The following is a 16,914-nucleotide window of genomic DNA, read 5'->3' on the forward strand; positions in this document are numbered from 1 at the left end:
AGGCTACAGGGTATGGTGACATTATCAGGAGACGAACGATTGGATTATTTGCTTGCGGAAAATTTAAGGATTGTGCAAAGCCCGTCCGTGTTTGCTTTTTCATTGGATGCGGTGCTTCTGGCAAAGTTTGCATGGCTGCCGATCCAAAAAGGGAAAGTGCTTGATTTGTGCACGGGGAACGGGGTAATCCCGCTTTTATTAAGCAACCGTACGAAAGCGGAGATTACCGGGGTCGAAATTCAGGAACGCCTCTCGGATATGGCAAAAAGAAGCGTCGCTTATAACGGGCTTGAGGACAGGATCCGGATCATTCACGGCGATTTGAAGGAGATGCCGGATGTGCTCGGCTGCAGCAAATTTGACGTGGTAACGTGCAATCCGCCTTATTTTCCTTCGCAGACGAAGAATATTCAAAATGAAAATGAGCATTTTGCGATTGCCCGCCATGAAATTTTTTGTACATTGGAAGATGTCGTAAAAGTCAGCAGCAGGATGCTCAAGCAGGGCGGCAAAGCGGCGTTTGTGCACCGCCCGGGACGTCTGGTCGACTTGATTACGTTGATGAAAAAACACCGTCTCGAACCAAAACGGCTCCGGTTTGTTTATCCGAAAGCAGGCAAAGAAGCGAATACGATTCTGGTGGAAGGCATAAAAGACGGAAAACCGGATTTAAAGATTCTCCCACCGTTGTTCGTGTACGGGCAGGATGGCGAATATACGGAAGAAGTGAAAGAATTGCTGTATGGAAACAAAAACTAAATCATATTTTTACGTGCTTCTATGCTGTGACGGCAGTTTTTACGGCGGGTATACCGTTGATTAAAACGGCGCTTCCGCGAACACAGCGAGGGCCGGGGCGCCAAGTATACGCGAACGCGGACACCGGTCAAGCTTTTGTATTTTCAGGAATATGCGACAAAAAGCGAGGCCATGAAAGCGGAATATGCTTTTAAAAAGCTTTCACGCCGGGAAAAAGAGCGATTTTTGGAGAAGGCAGGTGTCGACCTTGCACAGGCAGCAAAGTTTCCAGGATGAAAAAAATAAAGGGATTCTCTATTTGGTCCCGACCCCGATTGGCAATCTGGAAGATATGACATTCCGGGCGGTGCGCATTTTAAAAGAAGCCGATTTGATTGCTGCTGAAGATACGCGAAACAGCAAAAAGTTGTGCAGCTACTTCGATATTCACACGCCGCTTGTAAGTCATCACGAACATAATAAAGAAGCGAGCACACGCGATTTAATCATGAGGCTCACGCGCGGCGAAAAGATTGCCCTTGTAAGCGACGCAGGCATGCCGTGCATTTCGGATCCGGGTTATGAGCTTGCCACTGCCTGCATTCGCGAAGGGATCCCTGTTGTGCCGCTTCCAGGCGCAAACGCGGCGCTTACGGCGTTAATTGCTTCTGGGATTGCACCGCAGCCGTTTACGTTTTACGGTTTTCTGCCACGGGAAAAGCAGGAAAAGCGGGCGGCACTGGAACGGCTCGCAAAAATTCCGTCCACTTTCATTTTGTATGAAGCACCGCACCGGCTGAAACATACGCTGCAAATGATGGCGGAAGTGCTGGGTGAGCGACAAATTTCCATCAGCCGTGAGCTGACGAAAAAATTTGAGGAATTTTTGCGGGGGACGATTCAAGAAGCGGTGGAATGGGTCGAAAACAATGAAGTGCGCGGCGAGTTCTGCCTGGTTGTGGAAGGTAGCCCTGAAACAGGGGAAGAAGACGACGATTTCTGGTGGACGGCGCTATCCGTTAAGGAGCATGTGGAAGCCTATATGCAGCAAAAACAGCTGCCGGCAAAAGAAGCGATCAAGCTTGCGGCAAAAGACCGGAAACTGCCAAAAAGGGAAGTCTACCAAATCTATCACGAACTGTGAATCAAAAACCTAAGGAGGATATTTGGCAACAAAGATCTGTCCAAGGCTTAAAAAAAACCCCCGCGTTTCAGCGGGGTTCCGGTTCCGGCTCAGGTTTGGATGCGAATGGATCTGCTTCGTCTTTTGCCTGTTCATTTTCAGCCGGTTGATCTTCCAAATGAAAATTTTCTTTAATTTCTTTCATCAGCAATTCTGCGCCTTCACGGCTTAAAACAATTTTTCCGCCTGCCAGCCGGAGATTGTCATCCGAGACTTCCCCGGTAACGAGACAGGTCATATTGGGCTTGTACTTTTTCAAAATGATCTTGTCATCATCGACATAAATCTCCAATGCATCTTTTTCAGCAATGCCAAGATTTCTCCGCAATTCAATTGGAATGACAACACGGCCGAGCTCGTCGACTTTCCGTACAATGCCTGTTGATTTCATTAACGCTTTCCTCCCTTAAAGTAAATGTGAACCTGTACAAAACCCTGATACCAAACCCGGTTGCACAAATGCTGACCTTCTATATCTATCGAAAACTGGCGAATACCCCTGAATCTTCAAAAACTATACAACCTATCTAATTGTATTATAGAAGATAAATTGGAATAAAAAAACAAATTTGTTTAAAATATTTTTCGACAAGGATAAAAGTCACGGCCCTTGCACCGGTTAAACCGGCGGAATGCCGTCTATAATGGATAATGCGCTGTACCGGGCGCCATGAAGATGCAATGCATCCTTTTGATGCGGTATACTGAACATATGGGCCTTTTTTTCAAAAATCCACGTTTTTGCTTATTTTCACGAAAAGTTTTATACTTATTGTTTAGAAGTTCTAAGCAGCGCGCGAAATGTGCAAAAGAAATGTCTAATGTTATCGAAAGGTGGAGGCTGGTTTGGAAGAGAAACGGAAAACTTTTTATATCACAACGCCGATCTATTATCCGAGCGGAAATTTACATATCGGCCATGCCTATACAACCGTTGCAGGCGATGCGATGGCCCGTTATAAAAGGCTGCGCGGGTTTGACGTCATGTTCCTGACCGGCACGGATGAGCACGGCCAGAAAATCCAACGCAAAGCAAAGGAAAAAGGCGTGACACCGCAGCAATATGTCGATGAAATTGTCGCCGGCATCCAGGATCTATGGAAAAAACTCGAAATATCCAATGATGATTTTATCCGCACGACCCAGGACCGCCACAAAAAGGCAGTGGAAAAGATTTTCAAGAAGCTGCTTGACCAGGGCGATATTTATTTGGGAGAGTATGAGGGCTGGTACTGTACGCCTTGTGAATCCTTCTTCACGGAACGCCAGCTTGTGGACGGCAAATGCCCGGACTGCGGCAGGCCAGTAGAAAAAGTAAAAGAGGAATCGTACTTTTTCAAAATGGGGAAATATGTCGACCGGCTTTTGCAATACTATGAGGAAAATCCGGATTTCATTCAGCCGGAAAGCAGGAAAAATGAAATGATCAATAACTTCATCAAACCGGGGCTTGAGGATCTTGCTGTATCGCGGACAACGTTTGACTGGGGGATAAAAGTGCCCGGGGATCCGAAACATGTCATCTATGTCTGGATTGATGCCCTGACTAACTATATTACAGCACTCGGTTACGGTAGCGATGACGATTCGAACTACCGGAAATACTGGCCGGCTGACGTCCATCTTGTTGGCAAGGAAATCGTTCGTTTCCATACGATTTACTGGCCGATTATGCTGATGGCGCTTGGCCTTCCGCTGCCGAAAAAAGTATTTGCACACGGCTGGCTCCTTATGAAAGACGGAAAAATGTCGAAATCAAAAGGGAATGTCATTGACCCGGTTACTTTGATTGACCGGTACGGGCTCGACGCACTCCGCTATTACTTGCTGCGTGAAGTGCCGTTTGGGGCGGATGGCATTTTTACGCCGGAAGGGTTTGTGGAACGGATCAATTTTGACCTCGCCAATGATCTGGGCAATCTGCTGAACCGTACGATTGCGATGATGAACCAGTATTTTGACGGTGTCATTCCGGCCTTTTCCGGTTCGCACAACCCGTTTTCCATCCAGCTTGTGACCGCTTATAAAGAGGCGGTGAAAAAGTACGAAGATGCGATGGAAAACATGCAGTTCTCCGTTGCGCTCACGTCGTTGTGGGATTTTGTCAGCCGCACGAACAAATATATTGATGAAACAACCCCGTGGACACTGGCAAAAGATGAAGCAAAGCAGGCAGAACTTGCCGAAGTGATGGTCCATCTGGCGGAGTCGCTGCGCCATATCGCCGTCCTGTTACAGCCGTTTTTGACATCTACGCCAAAGAAGATCTTTGACCAGCTGAACTTAACGGATGAGCACTTGCATACATGGGAAAGCCTGTCCTTATTCGGCAGCATTCCAGAAGGCACAAAAGTTGTGAAAAAAGGAAAGCCGATTTTCCCTCGTCTCGATATCGAAAAAGAAATTCAGTTTATCAAGTCGCAAATGCAAGGCCCGGAACCGAAAAAAGAAGAAGCGAAAGAAGAAAAACCGAAAGCGGCAGACACAAAAGCCGAGATTACGATCGATGATTTCGCAAAAATGGATTTGCGTGTCGCGAAAGTAACTGCTTGTGAGCCGGTAAAAAAAGCCGATAAACTGTTGAAACTGCAGCTTGACCTTGGCGATGAACAGCGCCAGGTTGTTTCCGGCATTGCGGAATATTATAAACCGGAAGAACTGGTTGGGCGCAGAGTCATTGTCGTGGCCAATCTGAAACCTGTAAAATTGCGCGGTGAATGGTCACAAGGCATGATTCTCGCAGGCGAAAAAGACGGCATATTGTCATTGGCAACCATTGATGAAAGCCTGCCGCTCGGCGCGATTGTCAAATAAAGGGACCAGATGAGATGAAAAACATAGAGATGTTTCACGTGGAACAAATTTCGACGGATCTCTCTATGTTTTTCTTTTACTTTTCAGGAAAAATAGATGTTTTTCCCGATCATATGTGAAAACAAACGTGAAGAATTTGAGGTGAAAAAGATGTTATTTGATACCCATGTGCATATCAATGATGAAGCGTTCAAAGAGGATTTGGAAGCCACCATCGCACGTGCGCGGGCGGCCGGGGTGGAAAAGATGATAGTCGTCGGGTTTGACAGGCCGACCATCCAAAAAGCGATGGCGCTGATTGACCAATACCCGTTTCTGTATGCAGCGATCGGCTGGCACCCGGTTGATGCGATTGACATGAAAGATGAAGACCTGGACTGGATTGAATCTCTTGCCCATCATCCGAAAGTGGTGGCGATCGGCGAAATCGGGCTGGACTATCATTGGGATAAATCGCCGAAAGAGGTACAGCAGGAAGTGTTCAGGCGGCAAATCCGGCTCGCCAAAAAGCTTGATTTGCCCATTATTATCCATAACCGGGAAGCGACAGAAGACTGTGTGCAAATTTTAAAAGAGGAAAATGCACAGGAAGCAGGCGGCATTATGCACTGTTTCAGCGGCAGCCCGGAAACGGCGAAAGAATGCATCAAAATGAATTTCTACATTTCACTTGGCGGCCCGGTGACGTTTAAAAATGCAAAAAAACCGAAAGAAGTAGCTGCCGAGGTCCCGCTTGAAAAGCTTTTGGTTGAGACGGACTGCCCTTATCTTGCCCCGCATCCGTACCGCGGGAAACGCAATGAGCCGGCATATGTGAAACTGGTCGCTGAGCAGATTGCGGAAATTAAAGGCATTCCTTTTGAAAAAGTTGCCGAACAGACGATGTTAAATGCAGAAAAATTGTTTAGAATAAAAGATCATGCATAGAAAGCGAGTTTTATCCGCATGGCAAAATTAAAAGAGGTTATTGTCGTGGAAGGCAAAGACGACACAGCGGCCATTAAGCGGGCGCTCGATGCCGACACGATTGAAACAAACGGGTCGGCCATTTCGGAAAGTACGATTGAAAAAATCCGCCTTGCCCAGGAAAAAAGGGGCGCCATCATTTTCACCGATCCTGATTTTCCCGGCGAAAAAATCCGCAAAACGATCGCGGAAAAAGTGCCCGGCTGCAAACACGCATTTTTGGCCAAACAGGAGGCACGGGCGCCCGAGGACCGGGGAATCGGGGTTGAACATGCCCACCCTGCGGCGATCCGGCAAGCGCTACGGGAGGCGCATCAAATGGAGGAAGCCGTGCCGGAAGTCATCACAAGGGATGATTTAATGGCTGCCGGTCTGATTGCCGGCCCGCTGGCGAAACAAAGAAGGGCAAGAATCGGGGAACTTTTAAAAATCGGATACACGAACGGCAAGCAGCTCCATAAGCGGCTGATGGTGTTCCAAATCGATAAAGAAACGTTCCGGGATGCTCTGATGAAAGTGTTACAGGAGGAATCAACTTGCAAAAAGACATTGCCACCCCCATCCGGACAAAAGCGATTTTAAACCGGTACGGATTTTCGTTTAAAAAAAGCCTGGGCCAAAATTTTTTAATTGACCCGAACATTCTGCGGAATATTACGGATACGGCGGATTTAACGGAAGAGTCCGGCGTTGTTGAAATCGGTCCCGGCATTGGTGCGCTCACGGAACATCTCGCCCGCCGCAGCAAAAAAGTCGTGGCCTTTGAAATCGACAAAAGGCTTGCCCCGATCCTGAAAGATACGCTGGCGCCGTACCCGAATGTAAACGTGATCTATGAAGACGTGTTAAAGGCCGATGTTGGAAAAGTGCTGGAAACGGAATTTGCCGGCATAAACGATATCATGGTTGTCGCCAATCTGCCGTATTACGTGACGACCCCGATCATATTAAAATTTGTCACCGGCCTGTATCCGATCCGCGGCATGGTCGTGATGCTGCAAAAAGAAGTGGCCGACCGGATTTCGGCGGTTCCCGGCACGAAAAACTACGGCACGCTTTCCATTGCCATCCAGTATTATATGACGGCGGAAGTGGCGATGATTGTGCCGAAAACGGTTTTTATGCCGCAGCCGAATGTGGATTCCGCCGTGGTAAAGCTTGTGAAAAGGGACAAACCGAAAGTCGAGGTTAAAGATGAAGCGTTCTTTTTTCAGGTGGCAAAAGCTTCCTTTGCCCAGCGGCGGAAAACCTTGATCAATAATTTGACTGCTGGCCTTCCCGGCGGAAAAGACAAGAAAGAGACACTCCTTTCCGTACTCGAGCAGCTTAAAATTGAACCGTCAAGAAGGGGGGAAACGCTCAGCCTCGAGGAATTTGCCGCATTAAGCAATGCCTTGTTTCCCATTTTTCACACATCATCCTAAATGTCGCATCAGCCGGGGGAGCGCTTCCCCCGGCTTTTTCACCATTTCCGAAGGCAGTGCATATATAGTGTTATGCAGGCGAGAGATGGATACAAATGGAGTTGACGGCAATGGAAGCAAGGCTCAACGCAATTGTTGGAAGGAAGTCTTACAATTGTGATATTTTATTCCGGGTCATTGATATACAGGAGCAGAACGGGCGGAAAGTGGCTGTTTTGTACGGGGAGGACGTCCGGCTGATCGCGGATGCCCCGTTTGAAGACCTAGTCACCCTTGGCCCTGCGGAAAGATCGAAAATTACGCAGGCATTTCGTTCGTTGGAAGAACAGTCATTCGAACTGTTTAAACAAGATATCGAACTGATGAAGGAAAAACGCGAGTACGAGGCCACCCATGGCTATAAAGAGGAACTGAGTTATTTCCAGCTACCGGGAAGGGTTTTGCATTTGGACGGCGATCCCCATTATTTAAAAAAATGCATGAACTTGTATGAAAAAATCGGCGTGACAGTTTACGGTGTCCATTGTTACGAAAAAGAAATGCCGGTTCGCATCCATGCGCTGCTTGACCAATACCGGCCGAATATTCTGGTGATTACCGGCCATGATGCCTATTCCAAATCAAAGGGGAAAAAAGCAGATTTAAATGCATACCGTCATTCAAAATCTTTTGTCAGAACCGTGATGGAGGCAAGAAAAAAGGTGCCGAATTTGGATCAGCTCGTCATTTTTGCAGGCGCATGCCAGTCCCATTTTGAATCGCTCATCCAGGCCGGCGCCAATTTTGCCAGTTCTCCGCTCCGGGTGAATATTCATGCGCTTGATCCGGTCTATATTGTGGCCAAGATCTGTTACACCTCGTTTATGGAACAAGTGAATGTTTGGGATGTGCTCCGCAATACACTGACAGGGCAAAAAGGACTGGGAGGCGTGGAAACAAAGGGCGTGCTGCGGACCGGGATGCCGTATAAGCCAATGGATGAGGACTGACGGGGCCCCATCCCGGTTCCTTAAAAATGGGCCGGGCTGCAGAATTTTACATAATTCGATTGCATTTGGCATATCCTATTGATAAGAATATGGGCCTGGATCAGTGGTACATTTCCCCAAGGCAGCCCCATACACTGAACATGCAAACCTTCACCTTGGAAAAACGGCAGGGAAGCAATGAAAAATGGTTGACAGACCGGCTTGATCACTGATAAAATATATGTTTTATTTGACCGGAAGCGCAAGCTGTGTTATAATTGAGACTAGTGAGGTGGAGCGAAATGCCAAAAACGTTAACAGACATTAAAAGATCCTTGGATTCAAACTTGGGAAAAAGATTAATGTTAAGAGCCAATGGTGGCAGGAGAAAGACGATTGAACGTTCCGGTGTTTTGGCAGAAACTTACCCAGCGGTTTTTGTCATCGAATTAGACCAGGAGGAAAATGCTTTTGAACGTGTTTCCTACAGCTATGCAGATGTCCTGACAGAAACAGTACAGCTTGTTTTTATGGATAAACAACAAGAGGTTTGATGAGCGGCAGCAGACATATGTTTGCTGTTTTCTATTTTATAGGCGGTAGCGGGAATGATCCTGCTGCTGCTTTTTTCATATTCTAACCTTGTTTCGTACATACTACAAAGAGGCGCATGCAGGGATATAACAACCAAATGAAAGGGAAGGCGGGGATTTTTTTGTCTTTCCCGTCAAAGGGGGAAATTTATCTAATGGGCCGAAGAAGAGGGATTATGTCTGAACGTTTTAAAGAAGAACTGGCGAAAGACCTCGGCTTTTATGATGTCGTCCAAGAAGAAGGTTGGGGCGGCATCAAAGCCCGGGATGCCGGGAATATGGTAAAGCGTGCCATTGAACTGGCTGAAGAGCACCTTGCTTCGGAAAAACAATCGGGCAACTCCTGACAATCTTTGCGACTGCTGCATGGCGCCGGGCCGGGGAATTTCCCCGGCTTTTTGCATATTCGAATGTTCGTCCTTTGAACAAGTTGGCGGCTTTACCGCAATTTCCGCAGCTTTTGCATATTTTGGATGATGCATGAGGCAATTTTTCGATTTTTATTGTTCTACGAAATTTGCGTTTTGATGTAAATATTTGCCGGGCGTTATGTTAGAATAAGAAAAATGAAGCAGGAAATACGGCTGGATTGGATGTTGGAAGTAGGTGAAGGATTTGAAGTTGTTGGTCAAGGCACCGGCAAAAATTAATTTATCGCTCGATGTGCTTGGCAAACGGGAGGATGGCTATCATGAGGTGGAAATGGTCATGACAACCATTGACCTTGCAGATCATATCGAGCTCTCGGAGCGGCACGATCAGGAGATTAAAATTGTGTCGCAAAACCGGTTTGTGCCGGATGATGAGAGAAATTTGGCGTACCAGGCTGCAAGGCTTCTGAAAACGCGGTGCGGCGTCAGGCAGGGGGTCGAGATTGCGATTGACAAAGTCATTCCAGTGGCTGCCGGGCTGGCGGGGGGCAGCAGTGATGCGGCAGCTACTCTCCGCGGCCTGAATACGCTCTGGAATCTCGGCCTTTCCTTAGATGAACTTGCAACACTCGGCGCCGAAATCGGGTCGGATGTCTCGTTTTGCGTATACGGCGGCACTGCGCTCGCAAAAGGAAGGGGAGAAAATATTACAAAGCTGCCAGCACCGCCAAACTGCTGGGTCATTTTGGCGAAACCGTCCATCGGCGTGTCGACAGCAGAAATTTACCGCCAACTGGACTTAAATGAAGTGGTGCATCCAGATATTCCCGGCATGATCGCTGCCCTCTATACCCGTGATTATGCCGGCATATGCAAGCATGCGGGAAATGTGCTGGAAAGTGTCACATTAAAGGCGTACCCGCAAGTGGCGCAAATCAAAAAACAGATGCAGCGTTTCGGAGCGGATCTCGTTTTAATGAGCGGAAGCGGCCCGACAGTATTCGGGCTTGTGCGGCACGATTCGCGGCTGCAGCGGATTTATAACGGCCTCCGGGGATTTTGCGGCCAGGTATTTGCTGTCAGAATGATTGGAGAACGCGAACAATTTTAAATATAAAATAGTGATTGTACGGATTTTTGTTTTCAAAAAGAAAAAAATGCGGTATATTAATGTTATTGAATCCGTGTTTCCGGAGCCGCCGTGCGATTTGGTACGAAGAAGAGCGGGACCGGCATTTTTGACAGACCGGATTGTGACGGGGGTTTTTGACGTGAAATTTCGGCGAAGTGAACGTCTTGTAGATATGACACATTATTTGTTGGAAAAACCAAGGATTCTCGTTCCCCTCAGTTTTTTTGCCGATCGTTATCAGTCTGCAAAATCTTCCATCAGTGAAGATTTGACGATTATCAAAGAAACATTCGAGAAAAGGGGCATTGGGACTTTGCAGACGGTTCCCGGCGCGGCGGGTGGCGTTAAATTTATTTCGCGCACAGACAGGGCGGAAGCAAAAGAGGCCATCAGCGAACTTTGCACGCTGATGGAGAATCCGGACCGGCTTTTGCCGGGCGGTTATTTGTATATGACAGACCTGATCGGCAGCCCGCAGGTCGTCAGCAAAGTCGGGAAGCTTTTGGCAACCGCATTTGCGGACAGGGAGATTGACACGATTATGACGGTCGCGACAAAAGGAATCCCGATTGCAATGGCAACAGCGGCTTATTTAAATGTTCCGGTTGTGATTGTCCGCAATGACAGCAAGGTGACGGAAGGACCGACTGTCAGCATTAACTATGTTTCCGGATCGCAGAAACGGATCCAGACGATGGTCCTCTCGAAAAGGAGCCTGCGGGAAGGCGCAAACGTTTTAATTGTCGATGATTTTATGAAAGCAGGCGGAACGATTAACGGCATGATCAACTTGCTGAAAGAATTCGATGCTTCCGTTTCGGGCATCGGCGTTTTGGTTGAATCGGAAGACACGAAAGAACGGCTTGTCGATGATTATGTGTCGCTTGTGAAATTAAGGGATGTCGATGTCCGCAGTCAGCAGATCAAAGTAGTGGAAGGGAATTATTTTTCAAAAGTCAGCTTGTTCGGAGGGGATTAAAGGAATGAAAACCATCTCAACAAATCAGGCGCCTGCGGCAATCGGGCCGTATGCACAGGGCGTTGTAGCAGGAAATTTATTTTTCAGTTCGGGGCAGATTCCGCTAAGACCGGACGGCACGCTTGTGGAAGGCAGCATTGAAGCGCAGGCCCGCCAGGTAATGGAAAATTTAAAAGCGGTGCTTGAGGCAGCCGGGGCCTCTTTTGATACGGTTGTCAAAACGACAGTTTTTATTCAAAACATGGACGATTTTGCCAAAATAAACGATGTCTATGGCTCCTATTTTACGGACCATAAACCGGCGCGTTCCTGCGTTGAAGTGGCAAGGCTTCCGAAAAATGCCGGCGTCGAAATTGAAGTGATTGCGCTTATTCCGTGATCTTTATGCGCTTCCATTTTTTCACCTTATGAAAAATTTTAGAATTTTTTCCTGAAAAAGAAGGAAATTTTAAAAGGGTGTTGAATAATAAAGATGATCCTAAATCTTTTGAGGTGGTGAAAGAATGGAAGTGACGGATGTAAGGCTGCGCCGTGTCCATACGGAGGGCAGGATGAGGGCGATTGCATCAATTACCATGGACAACGAATTTGTCATTCACGATATCCGGGTGATTGATGGCAACAATGGCTTGTTTGTTGCAATGCCGAGCAAAAGGACGCCGGATGGCGAATTCAGAGACATTGCCCATCCCATTAATTCGGGTACGCGCAGTAAGATTCATGATGCAGTCTTGTCGGAATATCACCGTTTAGGGGAATTGGACCAAGTGGAATTTGAAGAAGCTGGCGCGTCCTGATAGATTTTTGCAACAAGAGCCTACTTCAACAGTAAGGCTCTTCTTTTTTGCCCTCGTTGACCTATTTGGCAGCCTTGGACGAATAGGATTTTTACATAACTGATTAAATATTTCCATATGTATGTTAATATGGTAGAAGGAGAGGCAGCCAAATGATAAATGAGCCTGTACGGGTTATTGTTCTGGTTGTGATGGACGGGTGCTTGATAACATTACAATCAGACTCTAAGCGTACACTGGACGGAGCCAGTCTGCAACAAGCCCTTCCCCGCAGCCTAAAGATCAAGCGCAACAAAAGGATAGATGAATCAGCTCGTACAACTTCGGGTTCAACAATGAATAGTTGGTATTTATTGCTACGGAGGGGTAGTTTTAAAAACGGTTAAATTTACGATCAGCTTCTTTCTGCTATTTACAGGCATGATGATCATTAGTGAAAGTCACGTCTTTTATCTGAATGATTTTTACACCCCATTTGATCATACGACCCTGTATTTGCAGCCGAACACAACAGAGAAAGAAATGATACACGATATCATCGATTCCGCCAACCGTAATCATGTTGAAGTGTTTACTTACACCAGTTCCCCTCGTACTACTTTTCTTACTGAATTTGATATTTACGGAACAACCGGCGTCCAGCCATACATAAAACGTCATCTCAACATATCTGAAAAAAATACAAAAGCCTATTTCTTGAAGATATGGTGTTCCATTTTCGCCATCTGAAAAATATCAACGGAATTGATCGTTTCAATCCATTTTATCTCATTGGAAGCAAAAAAAATATTAAGTAGTTTAAAATCGATTTAATTGACAAATATGCCGGCAACTTTCCCCAAGATGGTTTTAAAAGCAACGAATTAAGGAATGAAGCCCTGCTCATATGGTTGCTCGTGATCAGTGTGATATTATTGCTAACTTTTTATGACTGCATGTTGCAGAAAAAAGAAAATATCATCCGGTTTACTTTGGGAGAAAAAATAAGCAGTATGGTTTGGAAAAATATCGTGATAGATACATGTTTCTATATATTATTATTTCTGTTAGTTTACTTTGTTCTCTCCAAACTTACATGTGTTTTCTTTATGTTTCGCCTTTCCCTGTTCATGTTTATGATTTTACTTATATTGAATGCCCTGATTTATTTCAATTTATATTTTTTCAATTTAAAGGAAGCTTTTTCTAACGCCATGGGTCCGTAAAATTATTATCCATGAATTATGTCTTAAAATTAGCAACTACGGTCATGACAATCATTATCATTTCCAGCAATATTGCTGTGGTGTATGACGCTTATCAATATTACAAACAAAAACCATTTTTTGAGCGTCATCGTGACTATTATTACACCCAACTGGATTATAAAATTACTGATAACAATAGTTCTTCCGATAATACGCTGGAAAAAAGTGCGAGTGTACAATATAAGTTCTACAAACAATTTTATGATAAATTCAACGCAATTTTATTGGCAGATATTTCAAACTTTTTACATTACCCGGGAATTTTAGCCAACAGCAATGCTTTTCACTATTTATCAAGTCAAATTACAGAATTAAGAGACAAACCATTGAAAAAAGAAATTTATTTTATTGTCCCTGCAAAACGAACCTATCAATGGAAGAAGCTTTGGCGTTAGTCGGATTAAAAAATAAAATAAATCAAAAAGTCTTTACTTTATCTGGAGGAGAACAACAAAGGGTAGCTCTGGCACGATTAATGTTAAAAAAATGCGATATCATCCTTGCCGATGAGCCGACTGGTTCTCTTGATAAGAAAAATGCAGAAGCTGTATTAAACATTTTAAAGCAACTGAATAGACAGGGTAAAACCATTATACTTGTGACGCACGATGAAACATTAAAAAAACAAGGCAACAGGGTGGTGAATTTATGAAAAGGAAATTTCGATTAAAATATATTTTTATCATCGTCATTACATTGTTTGTATTATGGAATTTATGCTGGTTCACGATCACGACCATCCAATATCATAAATATGTTAAAGCCGTACCGAAAAATAAATGGGGGACGCACGCGATGCGGAAAGGCAACTATACGTACAGCGTGAAAAAGCCTAATTATTTAAGCTTCACTGGGAACCTGGCTGTTTCCCGTGAGGACCAAAAAGATAAAATGGAAGATTTGATCATTTGGCCAACCATGACAGGCGGTTATAAATACGGGGTTCGGTTGCAAGAAAATGGAGAAGCCTATGAAATTTATGTGAATGAAAAACTGGAACCTGTAGATAAAAGTGACGCGATAGCCAAGAAAGTCATTATGGAAAATAAGGAAGACTTGAAAACGTTATTTTCGAATGCAAACAAAGTATGGGATTTAAATGAATAGAAAGGGCTAACAATTCCCCCCGTCCTTGCTCCAACATTCCCAATAATTGTAATTTGCTGCCTTTCCTTGAAATATGCCCTTATTTACGATATATTTTTTTATGGATAATAAGGTTTATTGGGGGATCATAAATGACAAACAGATTCGCTGTAATCTTGGCTGCCGGCCAGGGTACTCGCATGAAGTCGAAATTGTACAAAGTGCTGCATCCTGTTTGCGGGAAACCCATGGTTGAACATGTTGCAGACCAAGTTTTACAGCTTGAAACGGATAAGATTGTGACGGTTATCGGGCATGGTGCAGAACAGGTCCGCTCCTGCCTGGAAGGAAAAACCGCTTTTGTCCTGCAAGAAGAACAGCTGGGCACAGGGCATGCCGTCCTGCAGGCAGAACCGGTTCTCGGCAACAAGGACGGGACTACCTTGGTGGTTTGCGGGGATACGCCGCTCCTTCAGGCGGAAACCTTAAAGGCTCTGTTTGAGGAACACGAACGGAAACAGGCAAAAGTGACCATTTTAACAGCAACGGCCCCCGACCCTGCCGGATACGGACGGATCATCCGCAATGCGGCAGGCTTCGTGGAAAAAATTGTCGAACATAAAGACGCGAGCCCCGAAGAACAGCAGGTAAAGGAAATCAATACAGGCGTTTACTGCTTTGACAATCGGGCGCTTTTTGAAGCATTGAAACATGTTTCAAACGACAATGCTCAAGGCGAATATTATCTTCCTGATGTCGTAGGCATTTTAAAATCGCAAGGGGAAACAGTTGTGGCTTACAAGACAGAAAGTATCGAAGAAACGTTAGGTGTCAATGATCGGGTGCAACTTTCGGAAGCGGAAAGGATCATGAGAAAGCGCATCAACGAACGCCATATGCGAAACGGCGTGACCATCCTCGACCCTCGGCAAACTTACATTGAAGCGGATGTTGAAATCGGGCAGGATACGGTGATCTACCCGGGGACAAAGCTGTCCGGCAAAACGGTCATCGGGGAAGACTGCAAAATCGGCCCGAATTCCGACATTACAGATTGCGTGATCGGAAACGGAACAGAAGTCAGGCAGTCTGTTGCGGAAAATAGTGAAATTGGCGCTTCTGTCCATGTCGGCCCGTACGCCCATATCCGGCCGGACTCCTCGATTTCCGATGAAGCGAAGATCGGCAATTTTGTGGAAGTGAAGAAATCAACCGTCGGCAAGGGCAGCAAAGCATCCCATTTGACGTACATCGGCGATGCGGAAGTCGGGGCAGGTGTCAATATCGGCTGCGGCACGATCACAGTGAATTATGACGGGAAACATAAATTTAAAACGGTTATTGAAGACGGCGCGTTTGTCGGGTGCAACTCCAATCTGATTGCGCCGGTTACGGTCGGGGAAAATGCTTATATTGCAGCAGGCTCGACCATTACAGACGATGTACCGGGCGAAGCATTGTCGATTGCGCGCGCACGCCAGGTGAACAAGGAAAATTATGTCCAGAAGTTAAAACATAAACAACAATAATTGGAGGTCCATCATGTCTAACCAGTATTTAGATCCGAATTTAAAGATTTTCACCCTGAACTCCAACCCGAAACTTGCCAGGGAAATTGCCAACGTTGTCGGAGTTGAACTTGGAAAATGTTCCGTTTCACAATTCAGCGATGGGGAAATCCAGATCAATATTGAAGAAAGCATCCGCGGTTGCGATGTTTATGTGATACAGTCGACAAGCGATCCTGTCAATGAACATATGATGGAACTTCTAATTATGGTTGATGCTTTAAAACGGGCGTCGGCGCGGACCATTAATCTTGTGATCCCTTACTACGGATATGCACGGCAGGACAGAAAAGCGCGTGCACGTGAACCGATTACCGCAAAACTGGTGGCGAACCTTCTCGAAACAGCGGGTGCAACAAGGGTCATTACCCTCGATCTGCACGCCCCGCAAATCCAAGGGTTTTTTGACATTCCGATTGACCACCTGATGGGCGTTCCAATTATTGCAAAGTATTTTGAAGATAAAGGATTTCAGGCGGAAGATATCGTGGTCGTCTCCCCTGACCATGGCGGTGTCACCCGTGCGCGCAAACTGGCTGAACGTTTAAAAACGCCGATCGCCATTATCGACAAACGCCGCCCGCGCCCGAATGTGGCCGAAGTGATGAATATTGTTGGAAATGTGGACGGGAAAATTTGCATCATTATTGATGATATTATTGACACGGCAGGCACGATTACGCTTGCGGCAAAAGCGTTGATTGAAAGCGGCGCAAAAGAAGTGTACGCCAGCTGCACACATCCGGTTTTATCCGGGCCGGCAATTGAACGGATTAACAATTCCCCGATTAAAGAACTGGTGGCGACCAATTCCATTAACATTCCGGAAGAAAGAAAAAGTGAAAAACTGGTTGAATTGTCTGTAGCTCCGCTTTTGGGTGAAGCGATTATCCGTGTGCATGAAGACCAGTCCGTAAGCCCGCTGTTCGATATTTGACAGCATTCCAGCGAAAATTATTTCAGAAAGCAGTCCAAGTATTCACAAGAAGAGCACGCAATCTGCAAATCGGGAAAAGCCTGCGTTATATCGGTAATTTTAAGCTATTTT

At 45.8% G+C, this 16,914-nt stretch carries 19 protein-coding genes and 1 pseudogene; 19 read left to right on the forward strand and 1 reads right to left on the reverse strand.

Features of this window, described 5'->3' with window-relative positions:
* Window positions 1-12: 12 nt before the first annotated feature.
* From OF158_RS00110 to rsmI, 3 genes and pseudogenes are all read left to right on the forward strand, one after another.
* The gene (locus tag OF158_RS00110) at window positions 13-759 is read left to right on the forward strand and encodes a tRNA1(Val) (adenine(37)-N6)-methyltransferase (protein ID WP_017550882.1); all 747 of its coding nucleotides are present in this window, start codon (window positions 13-15) and stop codon (window positions 757-759) included.
* Window positions 743-1,035 (forward strand): annotated as a pseudogene (locus OF158_RS00115) (GIY-YIG nuclease family protein). Before OF158_RS00110 ends, OF158_RS00115 begins: the two are co-directional and overlap by 17 nt.
* The gene (gene rsmI / locus OF158_RS00120) at window positions 998-1,882 is read left to right on the forward strand and encodes a 16S rRNA (cytidine(1402)-2'-O)-methyltransferase (protein ID WP_014096587.1); all 885 of its coding nucleotides are present in this window, start codon (window positions 998-1,000) and stop codon (window positions 1,880-1,882) included. Before OF158_RS00115 ends, rsmI begins: the two are co-directional and overlap by 38 nt.
* Window positions 1,883-1,949: 67 nt before the next feature.
* Here rsmI and OF158_RS00125 read toward each other — a convergent pair whose 3' ends face one another.
* A complete protein-coding gene (locus tag OF158_RS00125; RefSeq protein WP_014096586.1) occupies window positions 1,950-2,312 on the reverse strand; it encodes an AbrB/MazE/SpoVT family DNA-binding domain-containing protein in 363 nt (120 codons plus the stop codon).
* A 455-nt stretch (window positions 2,313-2,767) separates the two neighbouring features.
* On the opposite strand from OF158_RS00125, the gene metG reads away from it, so the two are divergent.
* From metG to OF158_RS00205, 16 genes are all read left to right on the forward strand, one after another.
* Window positions 2,768-4,735 carry a methionine--tRNA ligase gene (gene metG, locus OF158_RS00130; protein WP_035183027.1) on the forward strand — a complete coding sequence of 656 codons (1,968 nt, stop codon included), beginning with the start codon at window positions 2,768-2,770 and terminating at the stop codon, window positions 4,733-4,735.
* A 150-nt stretch (window positions 4,736-4,885) separates the two neighbouring features.
* On the forward strand, window positions 4,886-5,662 hold the full coding sequence (locus OF158_RS00135) for a TatD family hydrolase (protein ID WP_172653420.1): 777 nt from the start codon (window positions 4,886-4,888) through the stop codon (window positions 5,660-5,662).
* 18 nt (window positions 5,663-5,680) lie between these two features.
* A complete protein-coding gene (gene rnmV / locus OF158_RS00140) occupies window positions 5,681-6,283 on the forward strand; it encodes a ribonuclease M5 (protein ID WP_014096583.1) in 603 nt (200 codons plus the stop codon).
* Window positions 6,238-7,125, forward strand: a complete 888-nt coding sequence (rsmA, locus tag OF158_RS00145) for a 16S rRNA (adenine(1518)-N(6)/adenine(1519)-N(6))-dimethyltransferase RsmA (protein WP_014096582.1) — start codon at window positions 6,238-6,240, stop codon at window positions 7,123-7,125. The genes rnmV and rsmA overlap by 46 nt, the downstream gene beginning before the upstream one ends.
* A 110-nt stretch (window positions 7,126-7,235) precedes the next feature.
* Window positions 7,236-8,114, forward strand: a complete 879-nt coding sequence (gene yabG / locus OF158_RS00150) for a sporulation peptidase YabG (protein ID WP_014096581.1) — start codon at window positions 7,236-7,238, stop codon at window positions 8,112-8,114.
* Between the two features lie 281 nt (window positions 8,115-8,395).
* Window positions 8,396-8,647 carry a biofilm formation stimulator Veg gene (gene veg, locus OF158_RS00155; protein WP_013857992.1) on the forward strand — a complete coding sequence of 84 codons (252 nt, stop codon included), beginning with the start codon at window positions 8,396-8,398 and terminating at the stop codon, window positions 8,645-8,647.
* Between the two features lie 194 nt (window positions 8,648-8,841).
* Complete coding sequence (locus tag OF158_RS00160) at window positions 8,842-9,033, forward strand: small, acid-soluble spore protein, alpha/beta type (RefSeq protein ID WP_026104557.1); 192 nt, start codon at window positions 8,842-8,844, stop codon at window positions 9,031-9,033.
* Between the two features lie 268 nt (window positions 9,034-9,301).
* Complete coding sequence (gene ispE, locus OF158_RS00165; protein ID WP_014096579.1) at window positions 9,302-10,168, forward strand: 4-(cytidine 5'-diphospho)-2-C-methyl-D-erythritol kinase; 867 nt, start codon at window positions 9,302-9,304, stop codon at window positions 10,166-10,168.
* 160 nt (window positions 10,169-10,328) lie between these two features.
* On the forward strand, window positions 10,329-11,168 hold the full coding sequence (purR, locus tag OF158_RS00170) for a pur operon repressor (RefSeq protein ID WP_035183040.1): 840 nt from the start codon (window positions 10,329-10,331) through the stop codon (window positions 11,166-11,168).
* A 4-nt stretch (window positions 11,169-11,172) separates the two neighbouring features.
* Window positions 11,173-11,547 (forward strand): RidA family protein, encoded by a 375-nt coding sequence (locus OF158_RS00175; RefSeq protein ID WP_014096577.1) that lies wholly within the window; start codon window positions 11,173-11,175, stop codon window positions 11,545-11,547.
* A 124-nt stretch (window positions 11,548-11,671) separates the two neighbouring features.
* Complete coding sequence (spoVG, locus tag OF158_RS00180; protein ID WP_014096576.1) at window positions 11,672-11,965, forward strand: septation regulator SpoVG; 294 nt, start codon at window positions 11,672-11,674, stop codon at window positions 11,963-11,965.
* A gap of 1,249 nt (window positions 11,966-13,214) precedes the next feature.
* The gene (locus OF158_RS00185; RefSeq protein WP_052042132.1) at window positions 13,215-13,607 is read left to right on the forward strand and encodes a hypothetical protein; all 393 of its coding nucleotides are present in this window, start codon (window positions 13,215-13,217) and stop codon (window positions 13,605-13,607) included.
* On the forward strand, window positions 13,538-13,864 hold the full coding sequence (locus tag OF158_RS00190) for an ATP-binding cassette domain-containing protein (RefSeq protein WP_074964139.1): 327 nt from the start codon (window positions 13,538-13,540) through the stop codon (window positions 13,862-13,864). Before OF158_RS00185 ends, OF158_RS00190 begins: the two co-directional genes overlap by 70 nt.
* Window positions 13,861-14,319, forward strand: coding sequence for a hypothetical protein (locus tag OF158_RS00195; protein WP_014096572.1), 459 nt, complete (start codon window positions 13,861-13,863; stop codon window positions 14,317-14,319). The genes OF158_RS00190 and OF158_RS00195 overlap by 4 nt, the downstream gene beginning before the upstream one ends.
* Window positions 14,320-14,450: 131 nt before the next feature.
* Window positions 14,451-15,827, forward strand: a complete 1,377-nt coding sequence (glmU, locus tag OF158_RS00200; RefSeq protein WP_014096571.1) for a bifunctional UDP-N-acetylglucosamine diphosphorylase/glucosamine-1-phosphate N-acetyltransferase GlmU — start codon at window positions 14,451-14,453, stop codon at window positions 15,825-15,827.
* Window positions 15,828-15,840: 13 nt separating this feature from the next.
* Window positions 15,841-16,803, forward strand: coding sequence for a ribose-phosphate diphosphokinase (locus tag OF158_RS00205; protein WP_014096570.1), 963 nt, complete (start codon window positions 15,841-15,843; stop codon window positions 16,801-16,803).
* The last annotated feature ends 111 nt before the right edge of the window (window positions 16,804-16,914 follow it).

This window comes from Weizmannia sp. WK01 (assembly GCF_025905465.1).
GTDB lineage: Bacteria > Bacillota > Bacilli > Bacillales > Bacillaceae_C > Weizmannia > Weizmannia faecalis.

What these genes read in the sequence shown, in the direction of transcription:
- OF158_RS00135 (WP_172653420.1), top strand. Translation starts at nt 4,886, where the DNA reads ATGTTATTTGATACCCATGTGCATATCAATGATGAAGCGTTCAAAGAG.
- OF158_RS00110 (WP_017550882.1), top strand. Translation starts at nt 13, where the DNA reads ATGGTGACATTATCAGGAGACGAACGATTGGATTATTTGCTTGCGGAA.
- spoVG (WP_014096576.1), top strand. Translation starts at nt 11,672, where the DNA reads ATGGAAGTGACGGATGTAAGGCTGCGCCGTGTCCATACGGAGGGCAGG.
- OF158_RS00160 (WP_026104557.1), top strand. Translation starts at nt 8,842, where the DNA reads ATGGGCCGAAGAAGAGGGATTATGTCTGAACGTTTTAAAGAAGAACTG.
- yabG (WP_014096581.1), top strand. Translation starts at nt 7,236, where the DNA reads ATGGAAGCAAGGCTCAACGCAATTGTTGGAAGGAAGTCTTACAATTGT.
- OF158_RS00195 (WP_014096572.1), top strand. Translation starts at nt 13,861, where the DNA reads ATGAAAAGGAAATTTCGATTAAAATATATTTTTATCATCGTCATTACA.
- glmU (WP_014096571.1), top strand. Translation starts at nt 14,451, where the DNA reads ATGACAAACAGATTCGCTGTAATCTTGGCTGCCGGCCAGGGTACTCGC.
- OF158_RS00185 (WP_052042132.1), top strand. Translation starts at nt 13,215, where the DNA reads ATGACAATCATTATCATTTCCAGCAATATTGCTGTGGTGTATGACGCT.
- rnmV (WP_014096583.1), top strand. Translation starts at nt 5,681, where the DNA reads ATGGCAAAATTAAAAGAGGTTATTGTCGTGGAAGGCAAAGACGACACA.
- veg (WP_013857992.1), top strand. Translation starts at nt 8,396, where the DNA reads ATGCCAAAAACGTTAACAGACATTAAAAGATCCTTGGATTCAAACTTG.
- OF158_RS00175 (WP_014096577.1), top strand. Translation starts at nt 11,173, where the DNA reads ATGAAAACCATCTCAACAAATCAGGCGCCTGCGGCAATCGGGCCGTAT.
- OF158_RS00205 (WP_014096570.1), top strand. Translation starts at nt 15,841, where the DNA reads ATGTCTAACCAGTATTTAGATCCGAATTTAAAGATTTTCACCCTGAAC.
- OF158_RS00125 (WP_014096586.1), bottom strand. Translation starts at nt 2,312, where the DNA reads ATGAAATCAACAGGCATTGTACGGAAAGTCGACGAGCTCGGCCGTGTT.